Consider the following 21,063-nt stretch of genomic DNA (forward strand, 5'->3'; position numbering starts at 1 on the left):
GCCGTCAGGCTGTCCGAAATCCGTGGGTGATCGGATAGCGCCGGTCGCGGCCGAAATTGCGCGTCGACAGCTTGACCCCCGGCGGTGCCTGGCGCCGTTTATATTCGGCGATCGCGAGCAGCCGCTCGATCCGCGCAACCGCATCGCGGTCGAAGCCGTATCGCGCGACAACATCGTCGACGCTCGCCTCTTCCTCGACGAGCATGTGGAGCATGCGGTCAAGGTCCTCATAGGGCGGCAGGCTGTCCTCGTCCTTCTGATCGGGGCGCAGCTCGGCACTCGGTGGCTTGGTGATGATCCTCTCGGGCATCACGGGGGCGACCGGATTGCGCGACAGGCGCGGCGCGTGCGCATTGCGCCATTTGGCGAGTGCAAACACCGTCGTCTTGTACGCATCCTTCAGCGGATTATAGCCGCCCGCCATATCGCCATAAATGGTCGCATAGCCGACGCTCATCTCGCTCTTGTTGCCGGTCGTCAGCAGCATCGGCCCGAATTTGTTGCTGAGCGCCATCAGCGTCACGCCGCGGATGCGCGACTGGACATTTTCCTCGGTGATGTCGACGTCCCTGTCGGCGAAACTGCCTTCCAGCATCGTGTCGAACGCCTCGACCGCGGGGACGATCGGGATAGTGTCGAGGCGGCAACCGATCATGTCAGCGCACCGGGCGGCATCGTCGAGGCTTTCCTTGCTTGTGAAGCGGCTCGGCAGCATCACGCACCAGACCTTGTCGGGACCGAGCGCGTCGGCGGCGATGGCAGCGCAGATCGCCGAATCGATGCCGCCCGACAGGCCGAGCACCACGCCGGGGAATCGATTGCGCGTCACATAGTCGCGCAGCGCAATCGTCATCGCATGATAGATGTCGGCGGGATGATCGTCCCACGCCGCGACCACGCCCGGCGCGCATATCCAGCGGCCGTCGGCGTCCTTGGCCCAATGCGTCACCCGCTCTTCGGCTTCCCAATCGGCGAGGCGGTGCGCGGTACTGCCATCGGCATTGAGCACGAAGGAGCAGCCGTCGAACACCAGTTCGTCCTGCCCGCCGATCCGGTTGAGGAAAGCCAGCGGCAGGCGCGTTTCGGCCACTCTAATTCCGAAGACATGGCTGAGGCGCCGATCGTCCTTGTCGATCTCATAGGGGCTGCCGTTGACCGAGATGAGGAGCTCGGCGCCCTGCGCGGCGAGGTGGCGGCACACCGTCGGCAGCCAGCCGTCCTCGCAGATCGGAAGGCCGAGCTTCACCCCGCGCCATTCGACGACGTCAGGCAGCGGTCCGGGTGCAAAGACGCGCTTTTCGTCGAAGGTACCGTAATTGGGGAGTTCATGCTTGCGCCGCACCGCGACGATGCGCCCGCCGTCGAGGAGCGCGACGACATTGTAGAGATGCGGTCCGTCGCGCTCGACCGAACCGACAAGCATCGCCGGTCCACCATCGGCGGTTTCCGCCGCAAGCTCGGCAAGCAGCGTTGCGGCGCGAGCGGCAAGCGCGGGCTTGAGCACCAGATCTTCGGGCGGATAACCGATGAGCTGAAGCTCGGGATAGACGATCAGGTCGGCGTCGCCGTGGCGCGCGCGAACGCTGCGCATCGCTTCGGCGTTGGCAGCGAGGTCGCCGACCGCCTGCGTCATCTGCGACAGGACGATGGTGAGCGTATCAGCGGGAGCGTCGGTCATGACCCTAGCCTCTATTCCGCCCGCCGCGCCGGGGCAATGGCTCGCAACTTCGCCCTTCCCCTTCGCGCCTTCGCTGGCTAAGGGGGCGCGCAATCCCATCCGCCGCGAAAGGGCCTTGCACGCCATGAAACTCATCTCCGGCAATAGCAATCTGCCGCTGGCGCGCGCGATCGCCGACTATCTCGAACTGCCGCTCACCGACACCAGCGTTCGCCGCTTCGCCGACGAAGAGGTATTCGTCGAGATCCACGAAAATGTCCGCGGACAGGATGTGTTCGTCGTCCAGCCCACCAATTTCCCGGCGAACGACAATTTGATGGAGCTGCTGATCATCACCGACGCGCTGCGGCGCGCCTCGGCAAAGCGCATCACCGCGGTCATCCCCTATTTCGGCTATGCGCGGCAGGACCGGAAACCCGGCCCGCGCACGCCGATTTCGGCGAAGCTCGTCGCGAACCTCATCACTACATCGGGCGCCGACCGCGTGCTGGCGATCGATCTGCACGCGGGGCAGATCCAGGGCTTCTTCGACATCCCGACCGACAATCTTTACGCCGCGCCGGTGATGAGCGCCGACATCCAGGCGCGCTTCGGCGACAAGAATCTGATGGTCGTTTCACCCGACGTCGGCGGCGTCGTGCGCGCACGCGCACTCGCCAAACGGCTCGATAACGCGCCACTCGCGATCGTCGACAAGCGCCGCGAGCGCGCAGGCGAATCCGAAGTCATGAACATCATCGGCGACGTCGAAGGCCGCTTCTGTGTGCTCATCGACGATATCGTCGATTCGGCGGGCACCCTGTGCAACGCCGCCGCCGCGCTGAAAAACGCCGGCGCCGAGGGCGTCGTCGCTTATTGCACCCACGGCGTGCTGTCGGGCGGTGCGGTGGCGCGCGTCGATGCGAGCGAACTGACCGAGCTTGTCATCACCGATTCGATCCAGCCGACCGACGCGGTCAACGACAGCGCGAAGGTGCGTGCGCTGACCGTCGCGCCGCTGCTCGGCGAGGCGATCAAGCGCATCGCCGACGAATCGAGCGTGTCGAGCCTGTTCGACTAAGGAATAGTCCCATGGACCCGACGAACATCTTCACCCAGCCGCTTCACCTCGGGCTGGGCGCGACGGCGATCGTCCAGCCGCCGATGACCGGAATGGAATGGTACGCAGCCTATGGCGAACGCGTAGCTGCCGACGGCAAGGAAGGCCGACTGGTGAGCGCCTATCGCTTCACCGAAAATTGGGACGCCTGGGAAATGCACCCTGCGGGCGACGAAGTCGTGATCTGCCTCGACGGGTCAATGACGCTGCATCAGCAATTCGCCGATGGAAGCGAAGCGGCGGTTACGCTGGCGGCGGGTGACTATGCAATCAACCCCCCGGGCTGCTGGCACACCGCCGATATCGACGGAGCGGCTACGGCGCTGTTCATCACCGCCGGCCTCGGCACCGAACACCGTTCGCGCTGACAGGCTCAGCGCGCGACGAGCGCGCCCAGGATGTGATCGATCTGGCGGCGAAAGGTTGCATGATCGGGCACCGCGTGGACGAGCCCACGCGCGGTCCAGCACAATGCCTGCGCCATGCTGCCTGCCCGCGCGACGGCCGCACCAGGACCGCTCAATCGAATCGCGTCGGTCATCGCCGCGATCAGTCTGCGCTCGGCGGCGCGCGTCATTGCGTCGGACTCGCGCCGCAACATCGGCACCGCATCGGCACCAGACGGCGAAAGGTTCAGCGCATCCATATGCCGCCCAACCCACTGGTCGAGTGCGTCGGCCAGGCGATCAGCGAGCGTCTTGCTGGGCTGCTCGACTGCGGCGAGCGCCGCGGACAATGACGCGTCGATAAGCGACGCCTGCGCCCAATCGGCGAGCGCCTGTTTGGACCCGAACCGATTATAAAGCAGCTGGCGCGAGACGCCGAGCGCCGTAGCAACATCGCCCATCGCGGTCTTGCGATAGCCGTGCCGTGCGAACGTCGCCACGACCGGCTCGAACGGAAGCTTGGAAGGCATCAGTTTGATTTTACAGATATTACATTAATTGTAAAATCGATATTTGCCGCGATTCTGGAACATGTTTGCCGGGGTCAGCAAATCGTCGGAAACCGGGGCTGGCGGGCGTAGCGCGAGTGCGCTAGCGCGGAGCCATGTCGCTCGAATCCGATCTCGCGCTCGCCAATCGCCTCGCCGATGCTGCCGCCGCCGTCATCCGTCCGCTGTTTCGTAACGCTTTCACCCACGAGGCGAAGGGCGATGCGTCGCCCGTCACCGAAGCCGACCGCGCCGCCGAAGCCGCGATGCGCAAACTGCTCGACGCCGAGGCCGCGAGCGACGGGATCATCGGCGAGGAATATGGCGCCGAGCGTCCGGACGCGGCGCGCCAATGGGTGCTCGACCCGATCGACGGCACCGTGAGCTTCATGGCGGGCCGCCCGATCTTCGGCACGCTGATCGCGTTGCTGCAGGACGGCTGGCCGGTGCTGGGGATTATCGACCAGTCGGTCAGCGGCGAGCGCTGGGTCGGTGCGACCGGGCGGCCGACGCTGTTCAACGGGGTCGAGGCGCGCACGCGCCGCTGCCGCGAACTCGCCGACGCGACGCTTGCGACAACGGGGCCGCAATATTTCACCGACCATGACGGTGAGCATTTCATGGCGCTCGCGGCGAAGACGTCGCACAAGCGTATCGTCTTTGGCGGCGACTGTTACAATTACGGCCTGCTCGCGTCGGGTCATATCGATCTGGTCGTCGAGGCGGGGCTCAAGCTGCACGATTTCGCCGCACTTGTACCCGTGGTCGAGGGCGCGGGCGGGACAATGTGCGACTGGAACGGCGATCCGCTCCACGCCGAAAGCGGCGGCCATGTCATCGCGCTCGGCGACCCCGCGCGGCTCGAGGATGTGATCGAGGGGCTCGCCTGCGGCCATTGACGCCGCGCGGCGCTTGCATTTCGACGCGAATCCGTCTAGGCGCGCGCCTTCCGATTGTGTCGGCTGGCTGAAAGGGCTGCCAGGCCGATACGCAAACGGACTTCCAAAGGAGACCAAAATGCCCAAGCTGAAGACCAAGAGCGGTGTGAAGAAGCGCTTCAAATTCACCGCGTCGGGCAAGGTGAAGCACGGCGTCGCCGGCAAGCGCCACCGCCTGATTTCGCACAATTCGAAATATATCCGATCGAACCGCGGCACGACCGTGCTCAGCGACGCGGATACCGCCCATGTGCGCCTCTGGGCGCCCTACGGCCTGAAGTAAGGAGCGCTAGACCATGTCACGCATCAAACGCGGCACGACGACGCGCGCCAAGCACAAGCGGATTCTGGATCAGGCGAAGGGCTATTATGGCCGTCGCAAGAACACGATCCGCATCGCGCGCCAGGCCGTCGAAAAGGCCGGCCAATACGCCTATCGCGACCGCAAGGTAAAAAAGCGGAGCTTCCGCGCGCTGTGGATCCAGCGAATCAACGCTGCGGTTCGCGCCGAAGGCCTCACCTATTCGCAGTTCATGCACGGTGTGAAGCTCGCCGGGATCGAACTCGACCGCAAGGTCATGGCCGACCTCGCGATGAATGAAGGCGGCGTCTTTACCGCCATCATCGCACAGGCGAAGGCGGCGCTGCCCAAGGCGGCGTAACGCACCGGCGGACAAGCCAGTGACAAGGGGGCGGTTCCGCAAGGGACCGCCCCTTTTTCATGGCGCTGCTCCGGGGTTGACCCGCTCGCCCCATCCGGTGCAAGCGGCGGCGGGCGAGGCGGACTTCCCGCCGCGGACAGCCCGACTAGCGGATTGGAACAATGCGGTGGCGCGCAATGCGCCCGTCACCGCCGCAGGACGAACGACGATGAGCGATATCGCGGCGATGCAGGCCGGGCTGGTGGAAGAGATTGCGGCGGCGGAAAATCTCGAGGCGATCGAGGCGCTGCGCGTCGCGGCACTCGGCAAGGCGGGCAGCGTGACCGCGCTCCTCAAATCGCTCGGCGGCATGACCCCCGACGAACGCCAGGCGCAGGGGCCGCTGATCCACGGGCTTCGCGAGGAGGTCACCGCCGCGATCGCCGCGCGCAAGGCAGCGCTCGAAAGCGCGGCGCTCGACGCCAAGCTGGCGGGCGAAACGCTCGACATGACGCTGCCCGCCGACGCGGCACCGAAGGGGAGTGTCCATCCGGTAAGCCAGGTGATGGACGAGCTTGCCGAAATCTTTGCCGACATGGGGTTTGCGGTCGCAACAGGGCCGGAGATCGAGGACGACTGGCATAATTTCACCGCGCTCAACATTCCCGAGACGCATCCGGCGCGGGCGATGCATGATACTTTTTATTTTCCGGAAGTTGGCGAAGGTGCCGCGCAGCGGATGTTGCTGCGGACGCATACGTCGCCGGTGCAGATCCGGACGATGATGGAAAAAGCGCCTCCGATCAGGATCATAGCGCCGGGGCGCGTCTATCGCAGCGATAGCGACGCGACGCATACGCCGATGTTTCACCAGGTCGAAGGTCTCGTCATCGACCGCGGCATCCACATGGGCCACCTCAAATACACGCTCGAGACCTTCCTCAAGGCCTATTTCGAGACCGACGACATCGTGCTGCGGCTGCGCCCGAGCTATTTCCCCTTCACCGAACCCTCGGCCGAGGTCGATGTCGGCTACGCCCAGGAAAAGGGCCGCCGCATCGTCGGCGGCAACGGCGACGACGAGGGCCATGCGTGGATGGAATTGCTCGGCAGCGGGATGGTCAATCGCCGCGTGATCGCCAATTGCGGACTCGACCCCGACGAATGGCAGGGCTTTGCCTTCGGGGTGGGGGTCGACCGGCTCGCGATGCTGAAATATGGGATGGACGATCTGCGCGCCTTCTTCGACGGCGACCTGCGCTGGCTGGCGCATTACGGGTTCGGCGCGCTGAATGTCCCGACGCTGAGCGGGGGGATTTCGGCATGAAGATCACCCTCGACTGGCTTCGCGACCATCTGGACGGCGATTTCACCGTCGCGGACGTCGTCGCCACGCTCAACCGCATCGGCCATGAGGTCGAAGGCGTCGAGAATCCGGCCGAAAAGCTCGCCGGTTTTCGCGTCGCCAAGGTGCTGACCGCCGAAAGGCATCCGCAGGCCGACAAGCTGCAACTGCTCACCGTCGACAGCGGCGACGGCGTGCCGCTGACCGTCGTGTGCGGCGCGCCCAACGCGCGCGCGGGCCTTGTCGGCGTGCTCGGGCTGCCCGGCGCGGTGGTGCCCGCGAACGGCATGGAGCTGAAGGTCGCGGCGGTGCGCGGCGTCGAATCGAACGGCATGATGTGCTCGTCGCGCGAACTCGAACTCGGCGACGACCATGACGGGATCATCGAGCTGCCCGAGGATGCGCCGGTGGGCACGCCCTTCGCCGACTATCAGCAGGCCAACGACCCGGTGATCGACATAGCGATCACCCCGAACCGGCAGGATTGCATGGGCGTGCGCGGCATCGCGCGCGACCTGGCCGCCGCAGGGCTCGGCACGCTGAAGCCGCTGACCGTTCCGGTGATCGAGGGCCAGGGCGCCCCGGCGACCGAATTCGGTACCGATGAGCCCGATGCCTGCCCGGCCTTCTATGGCCGGACCATCGCGGGCGTCGACAACAAGGTCGCGACGCCCGAATGGATGCGCCGCCGCCTCGAAGCGATCGGCCAGCGGTCGATCTCGGCGCTCGTCGACATCAGCAATTATGTGATGTTCGACCTCGGCCGCCCGAGCCACATCTATGACCGTGCCAAGCTTCACGGCGCGCTCGTCGCGCGCCGCGCGCGCGACGGCGAGACCGCCACGGCGCTCAACGGCAAGCAATATGCGCTGACCGATACGATGACGGTGATCGCCGACGAGCGCGAGGTCCACGACATCGCCGGAATCATGGGCGGCGAACATTCGGGGTGCAGCGAGGACACGACCGACGTCCTTGTTGAAATCGCCTATTTCACTCCCGAGCGCATCGCGCTGACGGGGCAGGCGCTCGGCCTGACGAGCGACGCGCGGACGCGCTTCGAGCGCGGCGTCGATCCCGCCTTCCTCGACGACGGCACCGCGATCGTCACCCAATATGTCCTCGACATCTGCGGCGGCACGCCGTCGGCGATGACCCGCTCCGGCGCGCCGCCGGTCGAAGCCAAGACGGTCGCCTATGACCCCGCGCTGTCGGCGACGCTCGGCGGTATCGCGATAGATCCCGAACGGCAGAAGGCGATTCTCGAGGCGCTCGGCTTCGGCGTCACCGAAGGGAACCCTTGGAAGATTGCGGTGCCGAGCTGGCGCCGCGACGTCGACGGTGCGCCCGACATCGTCGAAGAGGTCACGCGCATCACCGGCTTCGACGCGGTCGAATCGGTCGCACTCCCGCGCGACGAGGGCGTCGCAAAGCCGACCGCGACCCCCGACCAGCTGCTCGAACGCCGCCTGCGCCGCGCCGCGGCGGCGGCGGGCTTTCACGAGGCGGTGACGTGGAGCTTCGTGTCCGAACGCGAAGCCGCGCCCTTCGGCGGCGGCGCGTGGAGCCTTGCCAACCCGATCAGCGAAGAGCTGAAGGTCATGCGCCCCTCGCTGCTGCCCGGACTGTTGTCGGCGGCGGCGCGCAACCAGAATCGCGGCGCGGAGAGCATCCGCCTGTTCGAAATCGGGCGGCGCTATCTGGCCGATGCCGAGCATCCGACGCTCGCGCTGCTGATGGCGGGCGACAAGCGCGCACGCGGATGGCAGGCGGGCAAGGCGGCGCCCTTCGACGCCTTCGACGCCAAGGCCGCGGCGCTCGCATTGCTCGACGCGGCGGGCGCGCCCGCCGACCGATTGCAGGTGATGGAGGCCGTCGCCGAAGCGGGCATCTGGCACCCCGGCCAGTCGGCGACGCTGCGCCTCGGCCCCAAGGCGGTGCTCGCCGAGTTCGGCGCGCTCCACCCCGCGCTGACGCGCCATTTCGACGTCGACGGGCCGGTGATCGCGCTGCAGATCTTCCTCGATGCGATCCCGGCGAAGCGCGCGAGCGGCCCCGCGCGCGCGGCCTTTACCCCGCCCGCGCTGCAATCGGTGCGCCGCGACTTCGCCTTCCTTGCGCCCGCGACGCTGAGCGCCGCCGACCTGGTGCGCGCGGTGCGCGGCGCCGACAAGGCGGCAATCACCGACGCGCGGCTGTTCGATCGCTTCGCCGGACAGGGCGTGCCCGAGGGGCAGGTGAGCCTGGCGGTCGAGGTCGAACTGCAACCGCTGGACAAGAGCTTTACCGACGCCGAGCTGAAGGCGATTGCCGACAAGGTCGTCGCGGGGGCGGCAAAGGTTGGGGCGATTTTGCGCGGTTAGGGTCAGGGCCGCTGGAAGCCCCGTTGTTTGTCGAAGGCGACTGGACAAAGGCGGCGTGACAGGCAACGCGAGGTTTCCCGAATGCGCTTTGTCAGGGAGGAAAAATGGCGCTCGAGCTTCGCCCGAATTGCGAGTTTTGTGATCGCGACTTGCCGATCGATGCTTTGGACGCGCGTATTTGCACCTATGAGTGCACATTCTGCGCCGATTGCGTCGATAATATCTTGCTCAATGTCTGCCCGAATTGCGGGGGCGGATTCGTGCCGCGGCCGATTCGCCCCGCGAACGAATGGCGCCCCGGCGTGTCGCGCGTCCACCAGCCTCCGTCGACGCAGCGTCGCAAGGTGAGTTATGACGCCGAGAATATACGGGCGCATTCGCTCCGCTTGCGCGACATTCCGCCCGAGCAGCGATGAGCGCCGCCGACCTGATGCGCGCGGTGCGCGGCGCCGACAAGGCGGCGATTGCCGACAAGGTCGTCGGCGCGGCTGGCAAGGTCGGCGCCGTGCTGCGCGGCTAGGCCGACAATCCGACCTTGACCGAGATCCTGATCCTCGCCGTCGGGCTCGCGATGGACGCGGTCGCGGTCGCGCTGGTGCGCGGCTCGGTCGGCGAGCATCGCCCGTGGCGCGCGATCGAGGTCGGCCTTTTCTTTGGCATCGCGCAGGGTGTCATGCCGCTCGCCGGATGGGCGCTCGGCACCGCCTTTGCCGACCAGATCGCCGCAATCGGCCATTGGGTTGCCTTTTTGCTGCTCGCCCTCCTCGGCGGGCGGATGATCCATGAGGCCCTGGGGGCGCACGACGATGCCGCCGGATCGAAGGCGCGGTCGCATTATGCGGGCCTCGCTATCGCGGCCGTGGCGACAAGCATCGATGCGGCGGCCGCCGGCATCGCGCTGCCCCTGCTCGATGCGCCGGTTGCGCTGTCGTGCCTGATGATCGGCGGCGTAACCGCGCTGCTCTGTGCCTTTGCCTATGTCGGCGGCATGCGGGCATCGGAACGGCTGGGGAAATGGGCCGAGCTGGCGGGGGGCGTCATTCTGATCGGGCTGGGCACAAAGATTCTGATCGAGCATCTGGCACGATAGCGGGAAGGTCCGGCTGCCCCGTCACTCCGCAGGGGCGAGCATCGCTTCGAGTTCCTTCACCAGCATTGCCGGTCGCAACGGCTTGTCGAGATGCGGCGAATTGGCAAATACCGGCGAGCGATCGTTCACCCCGTAACTCGATAGCGTCAGAAACGGGGTCCCGTTGCGCCCGAGCCATTCGGCAATCGGTTCCGACGTCTCTCCGCCCAGATTGATATCGAGCACACCGACATCGCAGGCCTCGGTGTCGAGCAGTTCGATGGCCTGCTTGACCGAACCGACCGGACCCAAAATCTCGAACCCCGCATCCTTCAGAAATTCGGCGACCTCGACAGCGATAAGCACCTCGTCTTCGACGACAAGAACGCGTCGTCCGCGCAGGCCCGGCGCCGCGTCATTCGCCGCTTTCCCCTTCTGGAGACCGGTGCCCGATTCATGCTTTTCGAGCACTTTGCGCGCGGGACATCGTGCACGGCACACGAGGCCGGTCGGCGCGTAGTCGAGGTCGACTTCACCGTCGATACTGAGTTTCAGGATCCGCTCGATCACCGTCGATCCAAAACCCCGTCGGTCGGGCGCGGCGACCGGCGGGCCGCCGCATTCGGTCCACGCCAGTTCGAAAACAGGGTCCGCGGTATCGTCGCCGACGATCTGCCAGCTGATGTCGACGGCCCCATCGTCGTTCGACAGCGCGCCATATTTCGCCGCATTGGTCGCCAGTTCGTGAAGCGCCATTCCGAATGCCTGCGCCGCAGCCGCGCGAAGGCGCAGATCCGGACCCGAAAGGCGAATGCGCTGGCCGAAATCCGCGCCGAAATATGCGAGCTGCGACCGGACCAGTTCGTGAATCGGAACATCCTGCCACCCGCTCTGCAACAACACGTCGTGACTGGCCGCCAGCGCCTGGATACGCTCGTCAAACCGCTCCAGGAATGTCGTCGGATCGCTCGCGACGGTCTGCCGTGCAATGACCTGAACGAGCGCCAGCATATTCTTGGCGCGATGATTGACCTCGCCCATCAACAGGCGCTCGCGCGCTTCGGCGCGTTTCCGCTCGCCAACGTCGTGCGCTATTTTCGATGCGCCGACAATTTCGCCCGACGTGTTGTATATGGGGGACACATTGACGGAAACGTCGACGTGCCGTCCGTCCCGGCAGACGCGAACCGTTTCGTAATTGCTGACCATCTCACCCTTGCTGATGCGGGCAAGAATCCTGTCCTCTTCGTCTTTCCGGTCGGCCGGGATCAGGCATGTCACCGAGCGACCCATCATTTCGTCGGCGGCATAGCCGTAGATTTTTTCGGCGCCCTTGTTCCAGCTGCGCACGGTGCCGTCCAGCGCGGTCGAAATAATGGCTTCGTTCGACGACGCGACGATGGCCGCAAGATGCGCGCGCGCCTGTTCGGCGCGACGCCGGTCGGTGATGTCGGTGATCGATGCGTAGAAGAGATTTTCGACGCCGGCAAAATATTGGAGCTGCACGGCCACGTCATAGAGCGACCCGTCCTTGCGACGATGGGCGGTCTCGAACAGCAGGTTCGGCACCTCTCCCCGGCGCAGGGGGGCAACGAAAGCCAGGAATTCGTCGCGGGTGAAATCGGGCTTGATATCCCATGGCGTCAGCAATCGCAGCTCGTCCATCGAATAGCCGAGATTTTCGCGCGCGCCGCGGTTGACCAGTTCGAAGCGACAGGTATCGCCATTGAAAATAAAAACTTCGCTGACCGAATCTTCAACGATCCGCCCCAATCGTTCGTTGATCGATGACGTCATCAGCCGCTCCAGCTCGGCGGCGGCGCGCCCCGAGAAAAGCTCCAATATCTCCGCAGCCCGATCGCCATGGAGGATCGGCTTTTCGTCGAGCGCCGCCAGCAACCCCAGAATCTGCCCCGACGACGAGCGAAGCGGGGTGCCGACATAACTTGTCGCCCCCATTTCCTTGAGCAGATCGTCGCGGGGGAACAGGCTGGTGATATTGTCCGGGAAGCAACAGGCGCCCTGGGTCACAATATCGGCGCACGGCGAATGCCGGAGATCATATTCGAAATTGTCGATCGGCCCATTGTCCCACGCCGCAAGCGTTGCGGCGCGGTCGGGGTCGCCCGGCGTCAGGACGCACATAAAGACCCAGCGAACCGACAGCGAATGGGCAAGCGCCTCGACCATCATGGGGAAAAAGGCTTCGCCGACGACCTTGGAGCAGCCGGCGAGCATTTGGTACACCAGCCCGAAGTGCGATTCCTTGCCCTGCGGCGTCAGCGACATCTGCCCCATAGTTCGCGCCCTCCCGAACGCAGCGCGTCAGTCCGTGCGGTCCGACGAGCCCTCCCCGCCTTCAAAGGGCGGAAACAAAGGGAACGACGAGCGGACGAAAAGGTTTCAGGCCACCTCGACTTCTTCGTCGGCCCCCGCGGCATCGAGCAGGCGCTTCTCCAGGGACTTCACGCGCGCCGCGCTGTCGATTTTCCCGCCGAGCAGGTCGGTGACATAGAAGGTGTCGACCGCGCGCTCGCCATAGGTCGCGACATGCGCGCTGTGGACGGTGACCTTCGACTGGAAGAGCGCATGCGCGAGCTGGTTGAGCAGCGCGGGGCGGTCCTGCGCGTTGACCTCGATCACCGTGAACCGGTTCGACGCCTTGTTGTCGACGAACACGTTCGGCGCGACGCGAAAGGCTTCGGCGCGGGCGCGGGGCAATGCGCGCGCTTCGAGTTTCGGCAGCAGTTTCTGGCGGTTGGCGAGCGCATCCTCGATCGCGCGGGTGAGCCGGGCGATCTGGTCGGCCTCGTCAAAGGGGCGGCCGAGCGGGTCCTGGACAAGGAAATTGTCGAGCGCGAGCCCGTCGCGCGTCGTGTGGATGCGCGCATCGATGATGTTGCCGCCGGCGAGATGGATGCCCCCCGCGATGCGATAGAAAAGCCCCGGATGGTCGGCGGCGAGCACCATCACGAGCGTCGCGCCGCGGTCGTCGTCGGGCACCGCCGCGATATGGAGCGGCGCGCTGCCCGCCTTCTGGATGTGGACGAGGTTCGCGGCGATGACCTCGACCGGCTCGGCGATCCAATAGCTTTCGGGAAGGCGTTTCGCGAGCTTCGCGAAATCCTTGTCGCCCATGCCGAGCAGCGCCTGCGCATCCTCCTTCTTGTTCGCGATGCGCGCCTCGCGCCCGCGCTGCTTGTGGCCGAGGCGCAGCACCTCTTCGGCGGCGTCGTAAAGCTCGGTGAGCAGCTGGCGCTTCCAGCTGTTCCAAACGCCGGGCCCGACCGCGCGGATGTCGACGACGGTGAGGACGAGGAGCAGGCGGAGGCGCTCGGGGCTTTGCACGACCTGCGCGAAGTCGAGGATCGTCTTGAAATCGGCAAGGTCGCGCTTGAACGCGGTCGCCGACATCAGCAGGTGGTAGCGCACGAGCCACGACACCGTCTCGGTCTCGGCCGCGGTCAGTCCGAGGCGCGGGCAGACGCGCAGCGCAAGCTCGGCCCCCAAGATGCTGTGATCGCCGCCGCGCCCCTTCGCAATGTCGTGGAGCAGCACCGCCATATAGATGACGCGCCGCGAATGAATCTGCTGCATGATCGCGGTCGACAGCGGGTGATCGCCCTTGAGCCGGTTCTGCTCGATATCGGCGAGCAGGCCGATCGCGCGGATCGTATGTTCGTCGACCGTATAATGATGATACATGTCGAACTGCATCTGCGCGACGACGCGGCCGAAGTCGGGCACGAAGCGGCCGAAGATTCCCGCCTCGTTCATCCAGCGCAGCACCGTTTCGGGGTCGCGCGGGCTGGTGAGCACGTCGAGGAAGAGCGCATTGGCGCGCGCGTCGCGGCGCACCCCCTGCGTCTCGATGAGCTTTGCATCGTGGCGCGCCTGGCGCATCGCCTGCGGGTGGATTTCGAGCCCATATTTGTCGGCGAGCGCGAAAATCTCGATCAGCCGCACCGGGTCGGCCTCGAAAAAATCGTCGGACGGGAGCGCGAGCCGCCCGCGGTCGAGCACGAAGCCGTTGAGCTTGCCGGGGCGGCGGCGGATCGACGGCAGGAACCGCCGCCCGCGCGCCGCGAGCTGGTCGTCGAGGTGCGCGAGAAAGGTGCCCGTCAGGTCGCCGACGCTTTTGGCGTGGAGGAAATAGAGCTGCATGAAGCGCTCGACCGCGCTTTTCCCCGGCCGCTCGGCAAACTGCATCCGCGCGGCAATCTCGCGCTGGAAGTCGAAGGTCAGCCGGTCCTCGGCGCGCCCGGCGAGGGTGTGGAGATGGCAGCGCACCGCGAGCAGGAAATTTTCGGCGCGCGCGAACTGGCGCAGCTCGCGCGCGGTGAGCAGCCCCGCGTCGACAAGCTCGGGAACGGTGCGGACGCGGTGGATGAACTTGCCGATCCAGAAGAGCGTGTGAAGGTCGCGCAGCCCCCCCTTCCCTTCCTTCACATTGGGTTCGACGACATAGCGCGAATCGCCCATTTTCTTGTGCCGCTCGTCGCGCTCGGCGAGCTTGTCGGCAACGAAGGCGCGCGCATTGCCGGCGACGACCTCGGCATCGAAGCGCGCCGCAGCCTGATCGTAAAGGTCGCGGTCGCCCCAGACGAAACGCCCTTCGAGCAGTGCGGTGCGGACCGTCAGATCCTCCTTCGCCGCGCGAATCATCTCCTCGAGCGAGCGCGACGAATGGCCGACCTTCAGCCCGAGGTCCCACAGCGTATAAAGCTGCGCCTCGATCACCTGTTCGGTCCAGCTCGTCTGCTTGAACGGCGTGAGGAAGCCGATGTCGACGTCGCTGTGCGGCGCCATTTCGCCGCGGCCATAGCCGCCGACCGCGATCACCGTGATCCGCTCGCCCGCCGAACGGTTGCCCGAGGGATAAAGATGGTCGACGGTGAAATCATGGCTGAGGCGCACGATCTGGTCGATCAGGAAGGCCGTGGCCTGCGCAGCCAGCCGCCCGTGCGACGGCGCCTCGAGCAGGCGATGCGCGATTTCGCTGTGCCCGGCGTCGAGCGCTTCCTTGAGCAGCGCGACCATCGCGCGGCGGCGCTGGCCCGTGTCGTTCGTCTCGGCCGCAATCGCAGCGAGCTGTTCGCCCAGCTTGCGCCGGTCGATTATCGCGCGCCGCTGCGGCAGCTTGTCGAACAGGTCGCTCATATCTCGTCCGCCGCAATCTGCTTGAGCCGGTAGAGCGCCTCCAATGCCTCGCGCGGCGCGAGCGCGTCGGGGTCGATTCCGGCGAGCGCGTCGCGCAGCGCATCGCGCACGGCCTCTGGCGCCTCGGCGAGCGTCGCGGCGAACAGCGGCAAATCGTCGAGTCCCGCGGCGAGCCCGCCGGTCCTTTCGCGCCCCGCCTCGAGCTTGGCGAGCACCGTCTCGGCGCGCCTGACCACCGTGGGGGGCACCCCCGCAAGCCGCGCGACGGCAAGGCCATAGCTGCGGTCGGCCGGCCCCTCGGCAAGTTCGTGGAGCAGCACGAGATCGCCCTTCCACTCGCGCGCGCGGACATGGTGGAGCGACAGCGCGCCGAGACTCTCGGCGAGCCGCGTCAGCTCGTGATAATGGGTCGCGAAGAGGCAGCGGCAGCGGTTGACCTCGTGCACCGCCTCGACCACCGACCAGGCGAGCGCGAGCCCGTCGTAGGTCGAGGTGCCGCGCCCGACCTCGTCGAGGATGACAAAGCTTTGCGGCGTCGCCTGCGCGAGGATCGCCGCGGTTTCGACCATTTCGACCATGAAGGTCGAACGCCCGCGCGCGAGATTGTCGCTCGCGCCGACGCGGCTGAACAGCCGGTCGACGAGTCCGAGCCTGGCCGAAGCCGCAGGCACGAAGGCGCCCGCCTGCGCGAGCAGGACGATCAGCGCATTCTGGCGCAGGAAGGTCGATTTGCCGCCCATGTTCGGCCCGGTGACGAGCCACAGCCGGTCGCCCTCCGACAGCGACACATCGTTGGGGACGAACCGTTCGCCCGCCTTCGCCAACGCCGCCTCGACCACCGGGTGACGCCCGCCGGTCACATCGAGGCACGGCTCGTCGGCGAGGTCGGGGCGGCACCAATTGTGGCTCATCGCATGGTCGGCGAGCGCCGCGGCGACGTCGATACGCGCGAGCACGTCGCAGCTGGCGGCGATCGCTTCGCGGCGGCGGGTGGCGGCTTCGGTGAGCGCCTCGAGATGCGCGGCCTCGGCGGCGAGCGCGTGGACGCCCGCCTGCGTCACGCGGCTCGCGGCTTCGTGCAGGTCGGCCGAGTTGAAGCGCACCGCGCCCGCGAGCGTCTGGCGATGGGTGAAGCCCGATTCGGGCGCCATCAGCGCGTCGGCGTGCTTCGCGGGCACCTCGACATGATAGCCGAGCACGCCATTGTGGCGGATCTTGAGCGCGGCGATGCCCGTGCGCTCGCGATACTGCGCCTCGAGCGCGGCGATCGCCTTGCGCCCGTCGCGCGCGGTTTCGCGCAGCGCGTCGAGCGCGGCGTCATAGCCCTCGGCGATATAGCCGCCCTGCGCGGCATCGACGGGCGGCGTTTCAACGAGCGCGCGGCCGAGTTCGTCGACGAGCGCGCCATGGCCGTCGAGCCCCGGCAGCAGCCGCGCGAGCAACGGCGGCAGGTCGGCGCGCTGCGCCAGCCGCTCGCGCAGCAGCCGCGCGCCGCCCAGCGCATCGCGCAGCTGCGCAAGATCGCGCGGGCCGCCGCGTCCCGCGACGAGCCGCCCGAGCGCGCGCCCGGCATCGGGAAGCGCGCGCAGCGCGGCGCGCAGCTCGCCGCGCCACAGCGCATCGCGCGCGAGCGCGTCGACGAGGTCGAGCCGGTCGAGGATCGCCGCGCGGTTGGTGAGCGGGCTCGCGAGATCGTCGGCGAGCAGCCGCGCGCCCGCCGCGGTGACGGTGCGGTCGATCGTCCCGAGCAGGCTGCCCTCGCGCGTTCCCGCCATCGTGCGGACGATTTCGAGGCTTTCGCGCGTCGCCGCGTCGATCGCCATCCGGTCCGACGCCGCGACGCGCAGCGGCGGCTGGAGGAAGGTCGCGCCGCCGGTCCCGACATGGTCGAGATAGGCGGCGATCGCGCCCATCGCGGCGAGTTCGCTGCGGCCGAACTGGCCGAACCCGTCGAGCGTCTGGACGCCGAACAGCGCTTCGAGCCGTTTCTGCCCCGCGCCGCTCGAAAAATCGGCGGCCGGACGGCGCACGATCTGGCGCACGCCCGCTGCGGGCGCTTCGTCGGCCGCCTCGCTGAGCAACAGTTCGGACGGCGCGAGGCGCGCGAGTTCGGCGTCGACCTGCGCGCGCGCCACCGCGACAACCTCGAACCGCCCGGTCGAAATATCGGCGGCGGCGATCGCCACCTCCTCCTCGCTCCCGACGGCGGCAATCGCGGCAAGGCGGTTCGCGCTGCGCCCTTCGAGCAGCGCCTCTTCGGTCAGCGTGCCCGCGGTGACGAAGCGCACGATGTCGCGCGCGACGAGCGCCTTCGACCCGCCGCGCGCCTTCGCCTCTGCCGGGGTTTCGACCTGTTCGGCAATCGCGACGCGGTGCCCCGCCTTGATCAGCCGCGCGAGATAGGATTCGGCCGAATGCACGGGAACGCCGCACATCGGCACCGGCTGTCCGTCATGTTCGCCGCGCGACGTCAGCGCGATGTCGAGCGTCGCCGCGGCCGCCTTGGCATCGTCGAAGAACAGCTCGAAAAAATCGCCCATCCGATAAAAGAGCAGGCAATCGCCCGCGCGCGCCTTGAGCGCCCAATATTGCGCCATCATCGGCGTCGCTGCGGCGGGGGGAGCGGCAGGGGCGGCGTTGCTGTCGGCGGCTTTGCGGGCGGTGGCGGGCATGCGCCCTGCTTAGTGACTGGGCGCGGCATGGCAAGGTCGGAGGGGAAATGCGGGCGGAATGGCCGGTATGGAGCGGGGAGCGGACCTTTCCTGTTCCGTCATCCCGGACTCGAGTCCGGGATGACCGATGAAAGGAAGGTGGCCTTAGGGTCAGGACCCTAGGCCGCAAGCCGCCTCGCCGTCCAATCCCCCTCCTCGACCAGCGCGCAACATTGCCGGTTACATTTTCGCATGGCGGCGCTAGGGGAAAGGACGGACGCGCATCTTGTGACTTTATTGAGAGGACGACGAATGGATAGCGGCAACAAGGTGCAATTTTCCGACCGCGAGGCGCTGCTCTATCACAGCTATGGGCGCCCCGGGAAAATCGAGATCGTCGCGTCGAAGCCGATGGCGACGCAGCGCGACCTTTCCCTCGCCTATTCGCCCGGCGTCGCGGTGCCGGTGAAGGCGATCGCCGACGATCCCGCCGCCGCCTATCAATATACCGCCAAGGGCAACCTCGTCGCCGTCATTTCGAACGGCACCGCGATCCTCGGGCTCGGCAACCTCGGCGCGCTCGCGTCGAAGCCGGTGATGGAAGGCAAGGCGGTGCTGTTCAAGCGCTTTGCCGACGTCGATTCGATCGACCTCGAGGTCAAGACCGAAGACCCGCAGGCGTTCATCGACGCGGTCGAGCTGCTCGAGCCGAGCTTTGGCGGCATCAACCTTGAAGATATTGCCGCGCCGAACTGCTTCATCATCGAAGCCGCGCTCAAGGAAAAGATGAACATCCCGGTGTTCCATGACGACCAGCATGGCACCGCGATCATCACCGCCGCGGGGCTGATCAACGCGTGCCACCTGACCGGGCGCGACCTGGCCACCGTCAAGGTCGTCGTCAACGGCGCCGGCGCCGCGGCGATCGCCTGCACCGCGCTGATCAAGGCGATGGGCGTGCGGCACGAAAATGTCATCATGTGCGACCGCAAGGGCACCATCTATCAGGGCCGCACCGAGGGGATGGACCAGTGGAAGTCGGCGCATGCGGTGCCGACCGAGGCGCGCGACCTGACCGCGGCGCTGAAGGGCGCCGACGTCTTCCTCGGCCTGTCGGCCGCTGGCGCGCTCAAGCCCGAGATGGTCAAGGACATGGCGCCCGCGCCGATCATCTTTGCGATGGCGAACCCCGACCCCGAAATCTCGCCCCCCGATGCGCGCGCGGCGCGGCCCGACGCGATCATCGCGACGGGGCGGTCGGACTATCCGAACCAGGTCAACAATGTCCTGTGCTTCCCCTTCATCTTCCGCGGCGCGCTCGACGTCCATGCGACCGCGATCAACGAGGAGATGAAGATCGCCGCCGCCTATGCGATCGCCGACCTCGCGCGCCAGCAGGTGCCCGAAGAGGTTGCCGCGGCCTATGGCGGGCGCGCGTCGAGCTTTGGCCCCGAATATATCATCCCCTCGCCCTTTGACCCGCGCCTCATGGAAATCGTCCCCGCGGCGGTCGCGAAGGCGGCGATGGAGAGCGGCGTCGCGCAGGCGCCGATCGACGATCTCGACGCCTATCGCACGCAGCTGCGCGGGCGGCTCAACCCGACGACCTCGGTGCTCACGCTCGCCTATGAAGCGGCGCGCGCCAATCCGAAGCGCGTCGTCTTTGCCGAAGGCGAAGAGGAGGTGGTGCTGCGCGCCGCGATCCAGTTCCGCGACGGCGGCTATGGCATCCCCGTGCTCGTCGGACGCGAAGGCCTGCACGACAAGCTGCGCGCGATGGGGGTGGCCGACCCCGACAGCTATGAGGTCCACAACAGCGTCAACTCGCCGCACGTCCCCGAAATGGTCGACCTGCTGTATAAAAGGCTCCAGCGCCGCGGCTATCTGCGCCGCGACTGCGAGCGCATGGTCAACCGCGACCGCAACATCTTCGGCTCGCTGATGCTCAAGCTCGGCCTCGGCGATGCAATGATCACCGGGACGACGCGTCCCTATTCGCAGACAATGCGCGAAGTGCGGCGCGTGATCGACCATGCCGAGGGCAAGACGCCGTTCGGCATCCATCTGCTCGTCGGTCAGCATCACACGATCTTCATGGCCGACACGACGGTCAACGAGCGCCCCTCGTCCGAGATGCTCGCCGACATCGCCGAGCGCACCGCGCAGGTCGCGCGGCGCATGGGGCACGAACCGCGCGTCGCCTTTCTCTCCTATTCGACCTTCGGCAACCCGCCGGGATCGTGGCTCGACAACATCCGCGACGCGGTGAGCATCCTCGACGCGCGCCAGCCGTCGTTCGAATATGAGGGCGAAATGGCGCCCGACGTCGCGCTCAATCCGCGCGCGATGGCCAATTATCCCTTCTGCCGCCTTTCAGGCCCGGCGAATGTCCTTGTCATGCCGGGGCTGCAGTCGGCGAACCTGTCGGCAAAGCTGCTCCGCGAACTCGGCGGCGGCGCGGTGATCGGGCCGATGCTGATCGGGATGGAAAAGCCGGTGCAGGTCGCGACGATGGCGTCGCCGGCGTCGGACCTCGTCACGCTCGCCGTGCTCGCCGCGGGCGGGATCGCGCAATAAAAAGCGGCGGCCGCCCATCGGGCGCCGCCGCGCGATCATCCTTTGCAGCGGGACCGGCTTATTGCGGCGGTCCCCCCGTGCCCGGCGCGCCCACCGCGCCGATATTGCCGAAGATATCCTCGAAGAAGCTGCGCTCGCGGCCCAGCGTCGGCGTCTTGTCGCCTTCGGGGCTGATCTTGCTCACCTGATCGAGCCCGGTGCGGTCGACCGCCACGACATTGCCCGCGGGGTCGAAACGGATGCGCAGCGCCATCTGCGCGACGGGGCGCGGATTGGCAAAGGCGAGCTGGCGCGTTTCGCGCGCAAGATAGAAATATTCATTGTCGCTGAACTGCCCGACGAAGGTCGGGCGGCCGAGCGTGCGTTCGACCGATTCGCGATTGTCGACGCCGGGCGTGATCGCGTCGGTGAGCACCGTGTCCACGACATAGCCCTGCCGTCCGCGCACCTGCGAACAGCCGCCGACGGTCATCGCCACGATCAACCCGGCCAACACCAGGCGCGCACGCGGACCGGAAAGCGAAGCGGCAATCTTGGGCATCAAAAATCTCCATTGCGTCCGCGCACTCCGCAACCGGTTGCCGGTGAAGCGACGACGCCTGTTTCGC

16 protein-coding genes are annotated in these 21,063 nt (G+C 66.8%); 10 read left to right on the forward strand and 6 right to left on the reverse strand.

Annotated elements, in window-relative coordinates:
• Nucleotides 1-4: 4 nt before the first annotated feature.
• The gene (locus JI743_RS11625; RefSeq protein WP_201928462.1) at nucleotides 5-1,678 is read right to left on the reverse strand and encodes an NAD+ synthase; all 1,674 of its coding nucleotides are present in this window, start codon (nucleotides 1,676-1,678) and stop codon (nucleotides 5-7) included.
• Between the two features lie 124 nt (nucleotides 1,679-1,802).
• Here JI743_RS11625 and JI743_RS11630 point away from each other — a divergent pair, with 124 nt between their 5' ends.
• Nucleotides 1,803-2,738, forward strand: coding sequence for a ribose-phosphate pyrophosphokinase (locus tag JI743_RS11630; RefSeq protein ID WP_201928463.1), 936 nt, complete (start codon nucleotides 1,803-1,805; stop codon nucleotides 2,736-2,738).
• 11 nt (nucleotides 2,739-2,749) lie between these two features.
• Complete coding sequence (locus JI743_RS11635; RefSeq protein WP_201928464.1) at nucleotides 2,750-3,145, forward strand: cupin domain-containing protein; 396 nt, start codon at nucleotides 2,750-2,752, stop codon at nucleotides 3,143-3,145.
• Nucleotides 3,146-3,150: 5 nt separating this feature from the next.
• Here the strand turns inward: JI743_RS11635 and JI743_RS11640 are convergent, their stop codons facing one another.
• Nucleotides 3,151-3,693 carry a TetR/AcrR family transcriptional regulator gene (locus tag JI743_RS11640; RefSeq protein WP_201928465.1) on the reverse strand — a complete coding sequence of 181 codons (543 nt, stop codon included), beginning with the start codon at nucleotides 3,691-3,693 and terminating at the stop codon, nucleotides 3,151-3,153.
• A gap of 134 nt (nucleotides 3,694-3,827) precedes the next feature.
• Between JI743_RS11640 and JI743_RS11645 the strand changes: the two genes are divergently transcribed.
• From JI743_RS11645 to JI743_RS11675, 7 genes are all read left to right on the forward strand, one after another.
• A complete protein-coding gene (locus JI743_RS11645) occupies nucleotides 3,828-4,610 on the forward strand; it encodes an inositol monophosphatase family protein (RefSeq protein WP_201928466.1) in 783 nt (260 codons plus the stop codon).
• A gap of 118 nt (nucleotides 4,611-4,728) precedes the next feature.
• Complete coding sequence (rpmI, locus tag JI743_RS11650) at nucleotides 4,729-4,932, forward strand: 50S ribosomal protein L35 (protein WP_201928467.1); 204 nt, start codon at nucleotides 4,729-4,731, stop codon at nucleotides 4,930-4,932.
• Between the two features lie 13 nt (nucleotides 4,933-4,945).
• Nucleotides 4,946-5,311: a 50S ribosomal protein L20 gene (rplT, locus tag JI743_RS11655; protein WP_201928468.1), complete on the forward strand. Its 366-nt coding sequence runs from the start codon at nucleotides 4,946-4,948 to the stop codon at nucleotides 5,309-5,311.
• A gap of 208 nt (nucleotides 5,312-5,519) precedes the next feature.
• Nucleotides 5,520-6,617, forward strand: a complete 1,098-nt coding sequence (pheS, locus tag JI743_RS11660) for a phenylalanine--tRNA ligase subunit alpha (RefSeq protein ID WP_201928469.1) — start codon at nucleotides 5,520-5,522, stop codon at nucleotides 6,615-6,617.
• Nucleotides 6,614-8,998, forward strand: a complete 2,385-nt coding sequence (gene pheT / locus JI743_RS11665) for a phenylalanine--tRNA ligase subunit beta (protein ID WP_201928470.1) — start codon at nucleotides 6,614-6,616, stop codon at nucleotides 8,996-8,998. Before pheS ends, pheT begins: the two co-directional genes overlap by 4 nt.
• A gap of 104 nt (nucleotides 8,999-9,102) precedes the next feature.
• Nucleotides 9,103-9,414: a DUF1272 domain-containing protein gene (locus tag JI743_RS15340; RefSeq protein WP_201928471.1), complete on the forward strand. Its 312-nt coding sequence runs from the start codon at nucleotides 9,103-9,105 to the stop codon at nucleotides 9,412-9,414.
• A gap of 119 nt (nucleotides 9,415-9,533) precedes the next feature.
• Complete coding sequence (locus JI743_RS11675; protein ID WP_201928472.1) at nucleotides 9,534-10,088, forward strand: manganese efflux pump MntP; 555 nt, start codon at nucleotides 9,534-9,536, stop codon at nucleotides 10,086-10,088.
• A gap of 21 nt (nucleotides 10,089-10,109) precedes the next feature.
• On the opposite strand, the gene JI743_RS11680 is transcribed toward JI743_RS11675, so the two are convergent.
• From JI743_RS11680 to mutS, 3 genes are all read right to left on the reverse strand, one after another.
• Entirely contained in the window at nucleotides 10,110-12,365 is a 2,256-nt protein-coding gene (locus tag JI743_RS11680) for a PAS domain S-box protein (protein WP_201928473.1), read from the reverse strand.
• A gap of 105 nt (nucleotides 12,366-12,470) precedes the next feature.
• Nucleotides 12,471-15,227 (reverse strand): [protein-PII] uridylyltransferase, encoded by a 2,757-nt coding sequence (locus JI743_RS11685; RefSeq protein WP_201928474.1) that lies wholly within the window; start codon nucleotides 15,225-15,227, stop codon nucleotides 12,471-12,473.
• Nucleotides 15,224-17,827 carry a DNA mismatch repair protein MutS gene (gene mutS, locus JI743_RS11690; RefSeq protein WP_201928755.1) on the reverse strand — a complete coding sequence of 868 codons (2,604 nt, stop codon included), beginning with the start codon at nucleotides 17,825-17,827 and terminating at the stop codon, nucleotides 15,224-15,226. The genes JI743_RS11685 and mutS overlap by 4 nt, the downstream gene beginning before the upstream one ends.
• A gap of 363 nt (nucleotides 17,828-18,190) precedes the next feature.
• Here mutS and JI743_RS11695 point away from each other — a divergent pair, with 363 nt between their 5' ends.
• Nucleotides 18,191-20,455, forward strand: a complete 2,265-nt coding sequence (locus JI743_RS11695; RefSeq protein ID WP_201928475.1) for an NADP-dependent malic enzyme — start codon at nucleotides 18,191-18,193, stop codon at nucleotides 20,453-20,455.
• 58 nt (nucleotides 20,456-20,513) lie between these two features.
• Here the strand turns inward: JI743_RS11695 and JI743_RS11700 are convergent, their stop codons facing one another.
• Entirely contained in the window at nucleotides 20,514-20,996 is a 483-nt protein-coding gene (locus tag JI743_RS11700; protein WP_201928476.1) for an outer membrane protein assembly factor BamE, read from the reverse strand.
• Nucleotides 20,997-21,063 lie beyond the last annotated feature (67 nt).

Origin of the sequence: Sphingopyxis jiangsuensis, from assembly GCF_016734905.1 — a bacterium.
GTDB classification, from domain to species: domain Bacteria; phylum Pseudomonadota; class Alphaproteobacteria; order Sphingomonadales; family Sphingomonadaceae; genus Sphingopyxis; species Sphingopyxis jiangsuensis.